Genomic DNA, 17073 nt, shown 5'->3' on the forward strand with positions numbered 1-17073 from the left:
TTGTTGTTTTCTTACACTTGATTTTAAAGAAATTTTCTGTTTGGCAGATTTCAAGATTTTAAGCTTTGAATTAGCTCAGAAATTTAATTTCTTTATCTCTAAATTTATTTTTTACCACCAGTTTATTCATTGTTTTCAACATTTGTCGGCGAAGTTTGGCTAATTTTCTTACGTTTTTATCTTCGCTGTAATCAAAAATATTATCCTTGAAACTGAATGTGTCACCATCTTTGAACGTGATATTGTTTTTCTTCAATTCCCTCTCTATCATAAGATTAGTCATGCTTTTAAGGATTAAATATTCAGATTTACCAAGAGATTTTAAAGAAGTAAGCAATTGTTTTTTGTATTTTTTCTTTCCCATAATTCAGACTATTTTTTCCTTTTTAAGATTTGTTCAAATATATATTTTTTATTAACAAACTTTATTAAAATTAATCAAAATTTATTCCCTAAATTCTATAAAAATTAATCTTAACGAATTTTATGAAATTTCCTTTATCAAGCTTTGATAAAAGAAAGTTTAAACAAATTTCTATAAAAATGCTGAATGATTAATCAATTGTAAATTAATGGACTGATTGATAACAAATAATTCTCTGAAATTCCGTAATTTTGGCATTCAAAATCTAAAAATCTACAAGTAAATGGACATTATTTTTGACCTTATCGAAAAAGAAAGAGAAAGACAATCCCACGGATTAGAGCTCATTGCATCAGAAAACTTTGTTTCTGAAAATGTAATGAAGGCAATGGGAAGTGTGCTTACAAACAAATATGCAGAAGGATATCCCGGGAAAAGATATTACGGAGGTTGTGAAGTGGTGGATGAGGTCGAAACTTTGGCGATTGAAAGAGCAAAGCAGCTTTTCGGTGTTGATTATGTAAATGTTCAGCCTCATTCAGGTTCTCAGGCAAATGCTGCGATTTATTTAGCGGTTTTAAAACCGGGCGATAAAATCATGGGAATGGATCTTTCGATGGGAGGTCACCTTACGCATGGCTCTGCGGTGAATTTCTCAGGGATTCAGTATGATGTAGTTTCTTACGGAGTGCAGCAGGAAACAGGTTTGATCGATTATGATCAGATGAGAGAAGTGGCATTGAGAGAAAAACCGAAAATGTTAATTGCCGGTTTCTCAGCTTACTCAAGAGATTTAGATTATGCAAAATTCAGAGAGGTTGCAGACGAAATAGGAGCTACACTTTGGGCAGATATTGCACATCCTGCAGGTTTGGTGGCTAAAGGACTTTTAAATAATCCATTTGAGCATTGTCATGTTGTAACGACAACAACTCACAAGACTTTGAGAGGTCCGCGAGGAGGAATGATCATGATGGGTAAAGATTTTGAAAATACATACGGTCACAAAACTCCGAAAGGAGAAATCAAGCAGATGAGTCAGGTTCTTGACGGAGCTGTTTTCCCTGGAATTCAGGGAGGTCCATTAGAGCATGTGATCGGCGCAAAAGCAGTAGCATTCGCAGAGGCAATTGATGATCAGTTTTTAACCTATGCAAAACAGGTGAAATCAAATGCACAGGCGTTATCAAAAGCAATGATCAGCAACGGATTTGATATCGTAAGTGGAGGAACAGACAATCACCTGATGTTGGTTGACCTTAGAAATAAAGGTGTAAACGGAAAAGAAACCGAAAAAGCTTTGGTAAAAGCTGATATTACCTGTAATAAAAATATGGTTCCTTTTGATGATAAATCTCCGTTCACAACTTCCGGAATCAGATTGGGAACTGCAGCAATTACCACGAGAGGTCTTAAAGAAAACGATATGGAAACAATTGCAGGCTTAATTTCTGAAGTGGTTGACAATATCAAAAACGAAGAAACAATAGCTGAAGTTAGAAAGAAAGTAAACGGATTGATGGAGGGAAAAGCTTTATTCAATTACTAATTTGCTTTGTATAAATAATAATGAGATGAAATTTTTCATTTCATCAACATAAAAAAAGAGGTGCAAAATATTTTGTGCCTCTTTTTGATAAATTGTAATTTTAATTACTCATTACTCATTACTCATTACTCATTAAAAATGCAGCCAGAAAAAAAACTTTTTACTTTTGACGAAATCAAACAAAAACTCGTTAACTATTGTGTGTATCAGGATCGATGTCATGCAGAAGTAGAACAGAAAATGAGAGAATTTGTTTTAATTCCTGAAGCGAAGGAAGAAATTCTTTTGTATTTAATGAAAGAAAATTATTTGAACGAAGAAAGGTTCACAAGAAGCTATATTCGCGGAAAATTTAACATAAAACAATGGGGAAAAAACAAAATTAAAATGCACCTCAAGCAAAAAGGGATTACTGAGAAATTGATTACTAAGAGTTTTGATGAAATTGATGATGATGATTATTTAAAGATAATCAAAAAACTGTACGAAAATCATTTTTCAAAACAGAAAGGTTTGCAGGTGTATCAAAAAAAATCAAAAACTATTAAATATCTTTTAAGCAGAGGCTTTGAATATGAGAATATTTTGCAAGTGATTGATAATTAACATTTATGTAATTTTAAGTTCAGGTGTTTTTTGCGGAAAATTTATAGTTTTGTCCTCAGAAAATAAAATTATATGAATTTAAAACTACAAAAATTATTGAAGATGTCTATGGCATTTTTGATGGTGCTATTATCAGTCTGGGGATGGGGGCAGACTATTACAATAAATTTGACTTCAGCAGGAGGATCAACAAATCTTGGTACTAACGCTTATGCCAGCGGAGCTGAGAGAACTTGGACGCAAACCGGCGTAAGTTTTGGTGGTAAAGCTATAACAAGTGCTGTAAGTCCAAATGCAGGAGCGATACAAGCTCAGGCAAATAATGGAGTAATATATAATACAACAGCAATTCCTGGTAGAATTAAAACGATTCAAGTAGTTCAAAATTCCTCGACAGCTTTTACTTTATCTGGAGGTACATCAAGACTTGTAAACGCTACTACAGGTAATTACACGGTAACGGATGGCACATCTGCAGGATCGGTTACAGGTACAACTTGGACATCTGCAGATTTATCAGCAAATAACTATACTTTTTTTGCTTTAAAAAAAGGTGCGAATGCGGGCTATATTACTTCTATTGTAATTACTTATGAATCAGCAGCGACCCCGAGTTTTTCTTCAACAGGAGCATTTGCTAATTTCTCGTATGTAGAAGGTAATGGTCCTTCCGCAAGTCAATCGGTTTCAGTTTCAGGGAGTAATTTAGATAATACAGCGGTTACTGTTACTGCACCTGCGAATTATGAAGTTTCGCTTACTGGCGGAAATGATTTTGCAGACACAAAGACTATTTCTTATTCAGCCGGTACATTTACATCACAAAATGTATACGCAAGATTAAAATCAGGATTGGCTTTAGGGGCTTATTCCGGAAATATTACAATTTCAGGTGGTGGTGTTGCCGCTGCTGCAACTGTTGCGGTAGATGGAAATGTTGTGGCAATTCCAGTAGTAACGGCGTCTTCCTTTACAGGAAATGTAGGAGTAGCTTTTTCAGAAAACATACAAGCTACTCAGGCACCTGTTTCTTATGCTTTGGCAAATGGAACAACTTTGCCTGCAGGTCTGAATTTAAATACAACAACAGGGGCGATTACCGGTACACCAACAGTTGCAGGAACCTTTACTGCTGATGTGACGGCTACAAACACTGCCGGTACTTCAGCGGCGGCAACGATTACGCTGACGATTGCAAAAGGTAATCAGACTGTTGTTTTAAATAATGTTACGGCTGTTGTGAATGATCCGAATACAACGCTTCCTGCCACTACGGCGCAAGGTATCTTAATTAATTATTCAAGCAGTGATGCTTCGGTTGCTTCTGTTTCTGGAAATACGCTAAGTTTCCCAGGGATAGGTTCTGCGACAATTACGGCAGAAAATATAGGAGATTCAAATTACAATGCATACAGTGCAATTTTTACAGTAACGGTAACGGCTGTGCCGGTTACACCGTGGGAAGACTTCGAATTAGGGACAAAAACTGGCTATGCAGCAGGAAATGTAACGTCTACGGCGGGTTCGTGGAACTTAGATAATGCATTATTGGGTACTTCTGCAAGTGATAGAAAAAATGGTTCTCAATCCGTAAGAATTCAGAATACAGGTTTCTTACAAACCAATTTTGATATTACCTCTGGAGTGGGTAAAGTAACGGTAAGTCATGCAAAATATGGCACAGACACCAATAGTTCTTGGGTTTTAAAAGCGTCAACAGATGGTGGAACTACATGGACGGCTTTTACAAGTTCTACAATAAACACCACCTCTACTGCTTTGACAACAGAAGAAATTACTGTTAATTTAGGTGGAAATGTAAGACTGAGAATTGAGAAAAATACATCCGGAGGTAGATTGAATATTGATGATATTTATATTACTTCTTATTCTGCAAATACATGGAACGGTTCAGTATGGTCAGATGGCACTCCCGTTGCTACGCAGCCGGTTGTAATAAACGGTCCTTATGCAGGAACAGGATTTACTGCACAGTCAATCACAGTAAATGCAAACAATACACTTACGGTAAACTCCGGAGAAACTTTCACTACAGGAAACACAACCAACAACGGTAATATTATCGTAAATGACGGAGGGAACTTCATTCAGATAGTTGGTAGTACTTACACAGCGGGAACTGGATCTTCTTTCGTTACAAATAGAAACAGTGCAAGTGCTATAAATAAATATGTATTCTGGTCATCACCGGTTGTAGATCAAAACATCTTTACGGCTTATTCTTCAGGTTCTTCAACATTGGCTCCAACGTATGTCATGACATATAACACAACATCAAATTTTTATGATCTTGTAACAAATACAGATAGCAACTTTGTCGCTAATTCAGGAAAAGGATATTCGGTAAAAGTTCCTCAGGCAAACGCAGGTGTGCTTTTTGGAGGTACAAATAAAGCACCAAACAATGGAATCGTAAATGTTTCATTAGCAGGAACTCCAGGAGGTTTAAATAACTTTAATTTAATAGGAAATCCCTATCCGTCAAATTTAGATCTTACAGCTTTCTATAATGCAAATACTGTAGGAATAGAATCTACACTATGGTTCTGGGATAATACAACAGGAAACGTGACAACACAAACCGGAAGTACAGCAACCAATGTTGGATACGCAACCATCAATGCTGCATCAGGAACGTGGACTGAAGCTCCAGGCACACAATCTTATAACTCAGCCACTCTTAATGGATTAGGAAGTATAGCAAAAATTGGTCAGGGCTTTATTGTAAGAGCGCTTGATGCAGGTCAGATTTCATTTACAAATGCAATGCGTGCTTCTGCTGCTGGTGTTACATTAAACAAGAATGTAGATGCAAATGCAGGTAAATTCTGGATTAAACTGACAACTTCTTACGGAAATACAGTTACACAAGCTGTTACGTATGGTCAAAATGCATCAAATGCTTACGATATTTATGATTCAAAAGCTATGGGTGTAGGTTCAGATGCATTCTACTCATTGGCGGGTGCTGAGAAAGTAATTATCCAGGGAAGAGCTCCATTTAGTATCAATGATGTAGTTCCATTGGGTGCTAAACATTTTGAAAATGGAAATTTCACAGTTTCTTTATCTCATAAAGAAGGGGTGTTTACAAACGGACAGGCAATTTATCTGCATGACAAATCTACAGGAACATATACAAATCTTCAAACACATGCGTATTCATTTACAGCTAATGCAGGAGAATTCACGGATAGATTCGAAATTGTTTATAAGCTAAATGTGTTGGCAACAGCTGAGTTAGAAAAAGATGCTTTTGAAATTTACAGAGACGGCGAGGATTTCTTTGTAAGAAATAATAAAAATATTGAAAATATTGAAGTATTCGATGCTGCGGGCAGAAAAGTGCAGAATTTTGACAGTAAATCCAAATTGGTGCGTATCAAGCTAGGTTTGAAAGGATGGTATATCATCAAGGCGAAGTCAGCAGGAAAAGAATATTCTAAAAAAGTAGTTAATTAATAGATTTGAAATCATGAAAAAAATAATAATAATGTGTTCGCTGGTTCTTTCAGGTCTTGCATTTGCAGAGCAGTCAGACAATCCGTTTGTCTATGATGAACCGTCAGCAGAAACAATGGCAGAAGGAGACGCTCCTGCAGGTCCGGGAGATCCGAATCCTGCGCCAATTGATCAGTACGTTCCGGTTCTTTTATTAGTAGGGTTAGCAATAGCATTTACCTATGGAAAAAAAAGGATAACAGAATAATCTTTAATTTGACCATACATCTTAAAACCTCCGAATTGCTCGGAGGTTTTTTTGTGGAATAGAGGAGAAAATTCTTAATTATTTAATCTCTCTTTCTAATTTTTCATAAAATATTGTTATTTATTTGTACAAAGAAAACAAGAATGTTATTAATAAAGTAACGCATATTTATTAAATATTTCTATGGCATTATAATACAGTTATTTATGAATTTCGTTTACTATGAATAATGAAATGTAGACAATAAGTGTTTTTTAATCAAAAAATATGATTATCTTTGCAGAATATAATAAAATACCAAAAAAGCTGAATGAAAAAGCTACATGATGCTTTTACTACCTTATACAATGGGGATAATATTTTGAAACTTACGGAGCTGCGATATATACCCCGATGGATCGTTATTCTTATTGATTTTTTTATCATCCTTTTTTCTATTTTACTATCTTATCTTCTTCTCGAAAAACTAAGGGTAAAAGTTAATTTTCCGGAATACTTGACGGAAGAAAGAATTTTATTAATATCTGTGAACCTCCTTTTTATGTTTGTCTTTAAAACCTATGCGGGGATTATCAGGCATTCTACTTTTTTTGATTTTTTCAAAATATTGTTGTCCTCAGGATGTACACTTTTGACACTTTTATTACTGAATTATGGAACGGAGTTTTGGTTGGGAAAACCTCTGTATCTGTATCCCAATTTATTCCTTTACTTTTTTGTGTCAATTTCCCTTATGTTTTTTTTCAGAATGGTCACAAAGCAGTTTTTTAATGTCCTGATTGATATCAAAGGCTCACCTTCGAAAATAAGAATTGCTGTTGTAGGAGTGGGAGATGCTTCTGTTTCTTTAGCCAGAGCTATTTTACATAATCCAAACTATCCTTATCGTCTGGAAGGTTTTCTTACCAAGCGTTCAGATTCTCACAAAGCTTTACTGTTGGGACATAAAATTTACAACAGCGAGCGTTTTTTCAAAAATAAGGAATTAATAAAAGAATTTGATGCGGTTCTGATTATTAAAGAGATCATGTCAAAGCATGAACTTGAAGAATGGATGACTTTAGCATTAGACCATGGCTTGAAGGTTTTAAAAGCTCCTACGGTGAGCAAAATGAGAGATTCGGATTTAGTAGGAGGAATACGTCAGCTTCAGATAGAAGATTTATTAAACAGGAGACCTATTAAAATTGAAAATAAGGATGTTATTGTAAGGCATGCCGAAAAAAATGTTTTAGTGACAGGTGGAGCTGGTTCGATCGGAAGCGAAATCGTAAGACAGGTTTCTCAGTTTAAGCCTTCACTGATTGTAGTGCTTGATCAGGCAGAATCACCCTTGTATGAATTAGAATTAGAATTATGTGAGAAATTTCCCGAGCAGATTTTTAAGTTTGTATTGGCTGATATCTCCAATAATTACAGATTAGAGAAATTATTTGAAACATATCAATTCTCTATGGTTTATCATGCAGCTGCTTACAAACACGTTCCTTTGATAGAAGAAAATCCGCATGAAGCAATTTTTGTAAATGTATTGGGAACCCGAAATGTAGCATTGCTTTCCAAAAAATACAGAGTCAACCGATTTGTGATGGTTTCTACCGATAAAGCGGTGAATCCTACCAATGTAATGGGAGCTTCAAAGAGAACTGCCGAGCTTTTTGTTCAGTCATTACAATATTCTGAAGGGAATACTACAAAATTTATCACTACCCGTTTTGGTAATGTATTAGGTTCAAATGGTTCTGTAATTCCGCACTTTAAAAAGCAGATTGAAAAAGGTGGTCCGGTTACGATAACGCATCCTGACATCATCAGATATTTTATGACAATTCCGGAAGCTTGTGAATTGGTACTACAGGCTGGAACAATGGGAGCGGGGGGAGAAATTTATGTTTTTGATATGGGGGAACCAGTTAAAATCTTAGATTTGGCAAAACGAATGATTAAATTGTCTGGTTTTACTCCTGATGAAGAAATTAAAATAAAGTTTATAGGATTACGACCGGGCGAGAAATTGTATGAGGAACTTTTAAGTAATGATGCTACTACAATTCCTACACATCATGAGAAAATTATGATTTCCAAAGATCCTACTGTTAATTTTGAAGAGATAGAGGTATTATTCAAACAGATTATCAAGTCTGCGGTAAAAAGGGATAAGATACAGGTGGTAACATTACTTAAGAAAATCGTCCCTGAATTTATAAGTAATAACTCTGAATACGAAAGTTTGGATGTGAAAACTGACAGTGGCAAACAAATCTATGCCATTGTAAATAAAGAATAACAGAAAATACATAACGAAATAAAAACAAATTTTGTTTAAAATAATAATCCTATTTTTGTGAAAAATATATTAAAAATGATTTTAAAAAAATACTACATATACGGTGCTTTAAGTTTAGCAGTCTTTTCTTGTACTCCAAGACAGGAAATTAATTACATGAAAGATATCGAGAACATTGCTCTTGATAACTCAATTAAAAATAGCAGAAGCACTTTGCAAACAGGCGATCAATTGGTGATCACAGTATCTGCTAAAGATCTTGATGTGGTAAAACCTTTTAATCAAAATTATTCTTCTTCAGCAACAGCAGTACAATATTCTGTACCAAGTGGGAATGCTCAATTTCAGCCAATTCCAGCTTCAGGACCAATATATACAATAGATACTGATGGAAATATTGACTTCCCCCAGATTGGTATAGTGAATACCAAAGATGAAACTGTAGAAACCTTTAAAGCGAAGTTAGCTGACTTAATTTCTACTTATGTAAAAAGCCCTGTTATAGATGTAAAATTAATCAACTTTAAGGTGTCAGTATTGGGTGAGGTGGCTAGACCGGGAACCTATGTGATCCCTGATGGAAATACGACGTTGTTACAGACATTGGGTTTAGCTGGAGATCTAACGGCTTTTGGTGTGCGAAATAATATTTTAATTGTTAGAAATGTAGATGGAAAATTTACTCAACAAAGAATAGATATTACAAGTGCCCAATTTATTAATTCTCCATATTATTATTTAAAGCAGAATGATATGATTTATGTGCAACCAAATACAGTGAAAGAGAAGTCTGTAAGGGTAGATCCAAATACAGGCCTTTATATTTCTGTAGCGTCAATAATTGCTTCCATAGCATTAGGTGTTCTGGCATTAACAAGAAATTAATTTTACATAATCAATTTTATAGTGGATTATAATCAGAAACGAGATGAGACTCAAGAAGAATCTCTCAATATAAGAGAAATTATAAAACCTTATCTCCACAGGTGGTATTTTTTTGTTTTAGGAGCATTTTTAGCTTTAGTAGCGTCTTGGTTTTTTCTGAGATATACTGTTCCTGTCTTTAATACAGAATCTACATTATTGATTAAAGAAGTGAAGAAATCAACTTCGGGTCAACCCGATATGTCAGTGATTTCCGAAATTGGTGGTGTAGCAGGAATGGGAACCAACTCAGTAGATAATGAAATTGAAATCTTTAAGTCGAAAAAATTAATGATTTCTGTTGTAAAAGAGCTTGGCTTAGAGACAGATATTTTGTCCAAAGGTAAGCTTAAAGACACTGAACTTTATAAAGAAACAGCTCCATTTATTGTACGAGTAATAAGTGAAAGACCTAAAGGTAACTATCCTGTAAAACAGGTTTCTGCAACAGTAGAAGGAAATCAAATTACTTTAGAATCTGAAAGTTTTGATAGACCCATCAAAACGGTATTCAACAAATCATTCTCAATGCCATTTGGCATAGTAATGTTTCAGAGAAATCCAAGTTTTAAAAATTCTGGTAAATCATCAACTTACCGACTTCAATTTATGTCTTCTATGGACAGGGCAAGATCATTACTTGCTAATCTTAAAGTAAGTTTGGTGGAGAAAAATTCTACGGTTATCAAATTAAGTTTGAATCATAAATCGCCGGAAAAAGCAGAACACATCTTAGATAGGTTAGCTGTAAATTACAATAGAGAAGCTATAATAGATAAAAATTCCGAGGCGCAAAAAACAGCATCGTTTATTGACGAGAGAATTAATCTGATAGGTAAAGAATTAGGACAGGTTGAATCTCAAAAACAAGATTTTAAAGTACAGAATAATATTGCAGATATTGAGACTGAGGCTGGATTATCTTTAGAAACTTCTGCAACAATACGTCAACAACAAATTGCAACAGAATCACAGCTTGAATTGATTAATGGTTTAATAGGTAATATTAATAGTAGACAAGGGAATTATGATGTTTTGCCATTAAATGTTGGTCTTACAGATTCAGACTCTAATACAAATATTGCGATGTACAATCAGCTTGTTTTAGAGAGAGCGCGGTTGTTACAAAATGCAACAAACTCAAATCCTTTGGTGCAGGATTTAACAAAACAGATCAGCAGTATAAAAAGTTCGGTGCTGCAGAGTTTGCAAAAAAGCAGATCAGCCCTTCAGATTTCGATCAATAATATTCAGTCGGAACAAAATAGATTGTCAGGTCGAATTGCGAAGATTCCTATACAAGAGAAACTCTTTAGAAGCATAGAAAGACAGCAGAATATTAAAGAGCAATTATATCTTCTGCTATTGCAGAAAAGGGAAGAGGCCGCCATTTCATTGGCTATTGCTGCTCCAAAGGCGAGAGTTGTTGATGACGCTCTCACTATAAGTATTGTTTCCCCAAAAACTCAAATTATATACTTGGGAGCCTTGGTAGTAGGATTATTAATTCCTTTTGCTATAATCTATTTAATTGAATTGTTTAATAATAAAATAAAATCCAAACAAGATTTAGAGAAATTAGTTGAAGGCGCAACTGTGATAGGTGAGCTACCATCTTTAGAAAAGGGAGATCCTGAAATTGTGCAATTAAATGATCTTTCACCATTAGCTGAAGCATTTAGAATTTTAATCACCAATATTAATTTCATGCTTCCTAAAAATAAAAAGGGTCATGTAATTTTTGTAACATCCACAGTAAAAGGTGAAGGTAAAACTTTTACATCTGTAAATTTAGCATTGACACTGGCAACACCGCGTAAAAAAGTGGTTATTATTGGTTCGGATATTCGTAATCCGCAACTTCAAAGATACAATGAAAGCAGAAGAGGATTGGTAGGTTTATCAGAATTTATGTATGATGATGAGATGAAAGCCTCTGAAATTATTCATCAGACTACATTTAATCCTTATTGTGACGTTATTTATTCTGGTACTATTACACCTAACCCAACTGAGTTGCTTTCAAATGGAAGGTATCAAGAGTTAATAAAAGACTTAAAAGCAGTTTACGACTATATTATTTTGGATACAGCACCCTTGATGTTGGTAACAGATTCATTCTTAATTGCAGATGTAGCTGATGCAACTGTATATGTTACTAGATCTGGATATACAGAAAAAGAACTTTTGCAATTTATCAACAAACAGATAAAAGATAAAAAAATTAAAAATGTAGGTATGGTTCTTAATGATGTAAGCAAGATGAACAGTGGCTATGGCTATGGATACAAATACGGATACGGATATACCGCAGATCAAAATCAATCACTTTTACAAAGAATATTTAGAAAATAAATAGTCAAAATTTCGGAAATGAATAGGTTGTGAAATAAAATGAACATACAATATAAAATTGCTGTAATTGGTTTGGGCTATGTAGGTTTACCTCTTGCCAGACTTTTTGCAACTAAGTATCCCGTGGTTGGTTTTGATATTAGTCAAAAACGTATTGACGAACTCAATAGTTACAAAGATTTCACCTGTGAAATTTCTGAAGAATTATTACGATCAGTGATAGTTAACTATAATCCATTTGATAACGTTTTTAATAATACAGCAACTGAAGCTGAAAGTGCCACGAAGTTATTCTGCACTACTGATATTGAAAATATTCGAAATGCCAATGTTTATATAGTAACTGTTCCTACACCCATAGACAAGCATAAACGCCCTGATCTAACCCCTTTATACCTATCTAGTGAAACCGTAGGCAGAGTTCTGAAGAAGAATGATATTGTTATTTATGAATCTACAGTTTATCCTGGTGTAACTGAGGAAGAATGTGTTCCTGTTTTGGAAAAAATATCAGGATTAAAATTTAATGTAGATTTTTTTGTAGGATACTCTCCTGAACGTATCAATCCTGGTGATAAAGAACATACTGTAGAAAAGATATTAAAAGTAACTTCAGGATCTACTCCTGAAATAGGAAAAGCTGTAAATGATTTGTATAAATCTGTTATAGCTGCCGGAACGCATCTGGCTCCAACCATTAAAGTTGCAGAAGCTTCAAAAGTTATTGAGAACTCTCAGCGAGATCTTAATATTGCATTTATGAACGAGTTGGCAAAGATATTTTCATTAATGGGTATTGATACCCATGATGTATTAGAAGCTGCCGGCACAAAGTGGAACTTTTTAAATTTTAAGCCAGGTTTGGTGGGTGGTCACTGTATTGGTGTAGATCCATTTTATTTGGCTCAGAAAGCTCAAGAGATCGGATACTATTCAGAACTTATTTTAGCTGCAAGACGATTGAATGACTCTATGGGAGCGTTTGTAGCTTCTCAGGTTGTTAAATTAATGATTAATAATGACATTAAAGTAAAGGGGGCAAAGATTTTGAATTTGGGTATTACTTTCAAAGAAAATTGTCCTGATATTAGAAATTCAAAGGCAATAGAGGTAGTTCAAAATTTAGAAGATTATGGATGTGATGTGACAACGTATGACCCATTGGCTAATCCTCTTGAAGTCAGGAAAGAATTTGATATTAAGAGTTATTCTGAATTTGCTGATGTCATTGCAGATGGTAGCGAAGCGCATCAAAAATATGATGCGATTATTCTTACGGTATCACACAAGGAATTTTTAAATTTAGACCTTACTACTTATTTAAAAAAGAACGGTGTAATCTATGATGTGAAAGGCGTTTTATCAAGAAATTTGGTTGATAAGAGACTTTAAGGAATTTTTTTTAATATCAATCCTGTCAAAAATGTAAGTATCTTTGCGAACCAAAAAATATAAAAATTATGTTAGAGCATGATGTTAGACCATGGGGTGAATATTGGGTGTTAGAGGATGCTGAATCTCATAAAGTAAAAAGGATTCTAGTTTATCCGGGACAGAGATTGTCATTACAATACCATCAGCATCGAGCAGAAGTTTGGACATTAGTTTCAGGTGTAGGAACAATAACAATAGGAAACATTATTAAAGAATATAAAGCCGGTGAGGTAGCGCAGATTCCTTTGGGAGCACACCACAGAATGGAAAACAAGACCAATGATCCTGTTGTATTCATTGAAGTTCAATACGGCACTTATTTTGGTGAAGACGATATTGTGAGAATTGAAGATGATTATAATCGCGTATGAAAATTTATAACGTTATTTTATCAGGGGGTATAGGTAGCAGATTGTGGCCTTTGTCTCGGAAACAACATCCGAAACAGTTTCTCAAATTGTTTTCAGGTAAATCATTATTTGAGCTAACAGCGGAGCGTAATGCTTCAGAAGTAAACGAAATAATGGTTGTAGGAAATACTGAGCATATTGAGCTTAGTAAAAAGCTCTTACGAGATCTAGATTTACCACAAAAATTTATTACTGAAACGCAGGCACGAAACACTGCAGCAGCAATCGCATTTGCTGCTTTAGCGGTTGATTCAGAAGATATTTTAATTATTACCCCTTCAGATCACCTCATACAGAATCAGGGAAATTATGATAAAGCTATAAAAGAAGCTGTTGAGTTAGCTAAAAAAGATTTTTTGGTCACCTTTGGAGTGGTACCTACAAAACCTGAAACAGGCTATGGATATATTGAATATGAAGGAAAAGATGTTTTGTCGTTTAGAGAAAAGCCGAATACAGAAACAGCACAGGAATTTTTAGATCGTGGAACTTTTTTGTGGAATTCTGGAATGTTTTGTTTTAAAGCAGGAGTTTTACTTGATGAGCTAAAAAATCATCAACCTGAAGTTTATGACAGATGTCTGGAAACTTGGAAACTTTCTAGCAATAATGTAATAGATGCTGATTCATCATTGAGAGTTCCTTCAATTAGCATAGATTATGCGGTAATGGAACGGTCAAAAAAAATAAAAGTGATACCTGCCCATTTCAGATGGAATGACTTGGGATCTTTTGAATCATTGTATGATTATCTCAGATCAAACGGACATTTTGTTGATGAAAACGGTAACATGATCATCGGAACGGATATTTTTACAGCTTTTGTAGGAATGAAAGATTGTATTTTAATATATACTTCCGATGCCATTCTTATTCTTCAAAAAGAAAAATCTCAGGATGTAAAAAAAATATATAATCAACTGGAAAAATATCAGTCGACATTAAGATAATTAATTATTGAGTTAAAAATATGACCGAACCACAAATAATCAATCTGCCAAAGATTTTAGACAAACGTGGAAACTTGTCTTTTTTTGAATATCCAAATCAGTTGCCCTTCGAAATTGCAAGAACTTACTGGATTTATGATGTTCCGGGAGGTGAAGTAAGAGGAAGTCATGCTTTTAAAGAACAACAGGAGTTTATTATCGCACTCTCCGGAAGTTTTGATGTAATTTTGAATGATGGTGTAAAAGAACAAAGATTTTCTTTAAATCGTTCATATGATGGATTGTATATTCCAAAGATGTATTGGAGAAGTTTAGAGAATTTCTCTACTAATTCACTTGCTTTAATTGTATCTGACAGATCATATGATGATTCAGACTATATCAGAGATTATGAACAATTTAAAATTCTAAAAAATGGATAAAGTTTCAGTCTTTGAATGTTCAGTAATTGATTTAGGAAAAATTAATTTTGATGAAGGAAATTTAACCGTTGTTGAAAACAATTCAAATTTTCCATTTAATGTTAAAAGAGTATTTTATCTATATGATATAGCAGGAGGAGAAAGCCGTGGAGCTCATGCGCATAAAGAATGCCATCAATTTCTCATCGCTGCAAGTGGTAGTTTTGAAGTAAGTTTAGATGATGGAAACTATAAAAGACAGGTATTTCTCAACAGACCTAATATAGGATTGCATATTCCTCCTGGAGTATGGGCTTCAGAAATTAATTTTTCTTCTGGAGCAATTTGTTTGGTTCTGGCATCACATACTTATAACGAAACCGATTATATAAGAAATTACGATGAGTATTTAAATATAATAAAAAATGGCTAAAATTCACCCTTTAGCTGATGTTCAATCTGAACAGATTGGCAACAGCACTATGATATGGCAATTTTGTATAATATTGAAAGATGCGGTTATTGGTGATAACTGTAATATTAATTGTCATGTGTTTATAGAAAATGACGTAGTTATTGGAGATAATGTAACCATAAAACCAGGGGTTCAAATTTGGGATGGTATCACTCTAGAAGATAACGTTTTCATAGGTCCGAACGTTACTTTTACAAATGATTTAATTCCAAGGTCCAAAGTATATCCGGCGGCATTTGCAAAAACACTGGTAAAAAAAGGCGCTTCAATTGGAGCCAATGCAACAATAGTTGCAGGAAATATAATTGGAGAAAATGCATTAATCGGTGCAGGAAGCGTTATTACAAAAGATGTTCCTCCCAATACTGTTTGGTTCGGAAATCCGGCAAAACAAAAAGGATTTATTGATGAGAATGGAAAAATTACTTACAAAGAAATAATATGATAAAATTTCTTGATTTACAAAAAATTAATCTTGCATATCAGCAGGAAATAGAAGAGAGAATTCTGAATACTTTTCGTTCAGGGTGGTATCTTTTAGGGAATGAAGTGAAAATTTTTGAAGAAAATCTATCAAAATATATCGGTGCAAAATATGCGATCGGCGTAGCTAATGGTTTAGATGCATTAAGATTAATTCTTAGAGCATACATTGAGTTAGATATTATGAAGAAAGGTGACGAAATTATTGTTCCTGCCAATACATATATAGCTTCTATTTTGGCTATTTCCGATAACGGATTAGTTCCAGTTTTTGTAGAACCTAATATTAATGACTTTAATATTGATATCTCAAAAATAGAAGAAAAGATTACAGAAAAAACTAAAGGAATTATGATCGTCCATTTATATGGAAGAACTGTTTTTTCCGAGAAATTAAAGACGATTGCAGAAACACATGATTTAAAAATTATTGAAGATAATGCTCAGTCAATAGGAGCTGAATGGAATGGGTTGAAAACAGGGAATTTAGGCGATGCAGCAGGATTTAGTTTTTATCCGGGTAAAAATTTAGGAGCTTTAGGTGATGCTGGTGCAGTTACTACAAATGATGAAGAGCTTGCAAAAACAATAAGAATATTAGCAAATTATGGTTCAAATCAAAAATATGTTAATGTTTATCAAGGTTTAAACTCTCGATTAGATGAAATACAAGCTTCTGTTTTGGACGTAAAACTAAAATATATTGATAAGGAGAATGCCAGAAGACGAGAAATAGCGGGAAAGTATATCTCTGAAATAAACAATGAAAATATTACACTCCCATTAATTCCAGAAAATGAAAATGAGCATGTTTGGCATCTATTTGTGATCAGAACTCAGTCTAGAGAAAAATTGCAAAATTATCTTACAGAAAATAGTATTCAAACACTAATTCATTATCCAATACCGCCACACAAGCAAGAGGCATATAAGAAATATTATAATCTTAGTTTTAAAATTACAGAACAAATCCACAACGAAGTTTTGAGTTTGCCAATAAGTCCTGTTATGAGTGATAATGAGGTGGAATTAATATATAATACATTAAATAAATATGTTTAAAAAATTTCTTATAAAAACATATTTAGGTATTATTAATCATTAC

Annotated in this window: 15 protein-coding genes; 14 read left to right on the forward strand and 1 reads right to left on the reverse strand. The window is 34.0% G+C overall.

The window, feature by feature from the left end; genetic code table 11:
- Positions 1-70: 70 nt before the first annotated feature.
- A complete protein-coding gene (locus AC4FQ5_RS08240; RefSeq protein WP_491142344.1) occupies positions 71-364 on the reverse strand; it encodes a hypothetical protein in 294 nt (97 codons plus the stop codon).
- A 283-nt stretch (positions 365-647) separates the two neighbouring features.
- Here AC4FQ5_RS08240 and glyA point away from each other — a divergent pair, with 283 nt between their 5' ends.
- The 14 genes from glyA to AC4FQ5_RS08310 all read left to right on the forward strand — a co-directional run bounded on the left by glyA (position 648) and on the right by AC4FQ5_RS08310 (position 17030).
- Positions 648-1913, forward strand: coding sequence for a serine hydroxymethyltransferase (gene glyA / locus AC4FQ5_RS08245; RefSeq protein ID WP_491142346.1), 1266 nt, complete (start codon positions 648-650; stop codon positions 1911-1913).
- A gap of 138 nt (positions 1914-2051) precedes the next feature.
- Positions 2052-2519 (forward strand): regulatory protein RecX, encoded by a 468-nt coding sequence (locus AC4FQ5_RS08250; protein WP_491142347.1) that lies wholly within the window; start codon positions 2052-2054, stop codon positions 2517-2519.
- 72 nt (positions 2520-2591) lie between these two features.
- Positions 2592-6002: a DUF8693 domain-containing protein gene (locus AC4FQ5_RS08255; RefSeq protein ID WP_491142349.1), complete on the forward strand. Its 3411-nt coding sequence runs from the start codon at positions 2592-2594 to the stop codon at positions 6000-6002.
- A 13-nt stretch (positions 6003-6015) separates the two neighbouring features.
- A complete protein-coding gene (locus tag AC4FQ5_RS08260) occupies positions 6016-6249 on the forward strand; it encodes a hypothetical protein (RefSeq protein WP_491142351.1) in 234 nt (77 codons plus the stop codon).
- 310 nt (positions 6250-6559) lie between these two features.
- A complete protein-coding gene (locus AC4FQ5_RS08265) occupies positions 6560-8536 on the forward strand; it encodes a polysaccharide biosynthesis protein (RefSeq protein WP_491142353.1) in 1977 nt (658 codons plus the stop codon).
- A gap of 57 nt (positions 8537-8593) precedes the next feature.
- A complete protein-coding gene (locus tag AC4FQ5_RS08270; RefSeq protein ID WP_491142354.1) occupies positions 8594-9421 on the forward strand; it encodes a polysaccharide biosynthesis/export family protein in 828 nt (275 codons plus the stop codon).
- A 21-nt stretch (positions 9422-9442) separates the two neighbouring features.
- Complete coding sequence (locus AC4FQ5_RS08275; RefSeq protein WP_491142356.1) at positions 9443-11815, forward strand: GumC family protein; 2373 nt, start codon at positions 9443-9445, stop codon at positions 11813-11815.
- 39 nt (positions 11816-11854) lie between these two features.
- On the forward strand, positions 11855-13207 hold the full coding sequence (locus AC4FQ5_RS08280; protein WP_491142358.1) for a nucleotide sugar dehydrogenase: 1353 nt from the start codon (positions 11855-11857) through the stop codon (positions 13205-13207).
- Between the two features lie 68 nt (positions 13208-13275).
- Entirely contained in the window at positions 13276-13620 is a 345-nt protein-coding gene (locus AC4FQ5_RS08285; RefSeq protein ID WP_491142360.1) for a phosphomannose isomerase type II C-terminal cupin domain, read from the forward strand.
- The gene (locus AC4FQ5_RS08290) at positions 13617-14609 is read left to right on the forward strand and encodes a mannose-1-phosphate guanylyltransferase (RefSeq protein WP_491142362.1); all 993 of its coding nucleotides are present in this window, start codon (positions 13617-13619) and stop codon (positions 14607-14609) included. The genes AC4FQ5_RS08285 and AC4FQ5_RS08290 overlap by 4 nt, the downstream gene beginning before the upstream one ends.
- A gap of 20 nt (positions 14610-14629) precedes the next feature.
- Positions 14630-15031 (forward strand): sugar 3,4-ketoisomerase, encoded by a 402-nt coding sequence (locus tag AC4FQ5_RS08295; RefSeq protein ID WP_491142364.1) that lies wholly within the window; start codon positions 14630-14632, stop codon positions 15029-15031.
- Positions 15024-15443: a sugar 3,4-ketoisomerase gene (locus AC4FQ5_RS08300; protein WP_491142366.1), complete on the forward strand. Its 420-nt coding sequence runs from the start codon at positions 15024-15026 to the stop codon at positions 15441-15443. The genes AC4FQ5_RS08295 and AC4FQ5_RS08300 overlap by 8 nt, the downstream gene beginning before the upstream one ends.
- Complete coding sequence (locus tag AC4FQ5_RS08305; RefSeq protein ID WP_491142368.1) at positions 15436-15930, forward strand: acyltransferase; 495 nt, start codon at positions 15436-15438, stop codon at positions 15928-15930. The genes AC4FQ5_RS08300 and AC4FQ5_RS08305 overlap by 8 nt, the downstream gene beginning before the upstream one ends.
- The gene (locus tag AC4FQ5_RS08310) at positions 15927-17030 is read left to right on the forward strand and encodes a DegT/DnrJ/EryC1/StrS family aminotransferase (protein WP_491142369.1); all 1104 of its coding nucleotides are present in this window, start codon (positions 15927-15929) and stop codon (positions 17028-17030) included. Before AC4FQ5_RS08305 ends, AC4FQ5_RS08310 begins: the two co-directional genes overlap by 4 nt.
- Positions 17031-17073: the final 43 nt, after the last annotated feature.

The sequence above is a fragment of the Chryseobacterium sp. DT-167 genome (assembly GCF_058310155.1).

Bases quoted from the DNA above. Each gene is read 5' to 3' on its own strand.
- AC4FQ5_RS08240 (WP_491142344.1), bottom strand. From the start codon at position 364: ATGGGAAAGAAAAAATACAAAAAACAATTGCTTACTTCTTTAAAATCT.
- glyA (WP_491142346.1), top strand. From the start codon at position 648: ATGGACATTATTTTTGACCTTATCGAAAAAGAAAGAGAAAGACAATCC.
- AC4FQ5_RS08250 (WP_491142347.1), top strand. From the start codon at position 2,052: ATGCAGCCAGAAAAAAAACTTTTTACTTTTGACGAAATCAAACAAAAA.
- AC4FQ5_RS08255 (WP_491142349.1), top strand. From the start codon at position 2,592: ATGAATTTAAAACTACAAAAATTATTGAAGATGTCTATGGCATTTTTG.
- AC4FQ5_RS08260 (WP_491142351.1), top strand. From the start codon at position 6,016: ATGAAAAAAATAATAATAATGTGTTCGCTGGTTCTTTCAGGTCTTGCA.
- AC4FQ5_RS08265 (WP_491142353.1), top strand. From the start codon at position 6,560: ATGAAAAAGCTACATGATGCTTTTACTACCTTATACAATGGGGATAAT.
- AC4FQ5_RS08280 (WP_491142358.1), top strand. From the start codon at position 11,855: ATGAACATACAATATAAAATTGCTGTAATTGGTTTGGGCTATGTAGGT.
- AC4FQ5_RS08285 (WP_491142360.1), top strand. From the start codon at position 13,276: ATGTTAGAGCATGATGTTAGACCATGGGGTGAATATTGGGTGTTAGAG.
- AC4FQ5_RS08290 (WP_491142362.1), top strand. From the start codon at position 13,617: ATGAAAATTTATAACGTTATTTTATCAGGGGGTATAGGTAGCAGATTG.
- AC4FQ5_RS08295 (WP_491142364.1), top strand. From the start codon at position 14,630: ATGACCGAACCACAAATAATCAATCTGCCAAAGATTTTAGACAAACGT.
- AC4FQ5_RS08300 (WP_491142366.1), top strand. From the start codon at position 15,024: ATGGATAAAGTTTCAGTCTTTGAATGTTCAGTAATTGATTTAGGAAAA.
- AC4FQ5_RS08305 (WP_491142368.1), top strand. From the start codon at position 15,436: ATGGCTAAAATTCACCCTTTAGCTGATGTTCAATCTGAACAGATTGGC.
- AC4FQ5_RS08310 (WP_491142369.1), top strand. From the start codon at position 15,927: ATGATAAAATTTCTTGATTTACAAAAAATTAATCTTGCATATCAGCAG.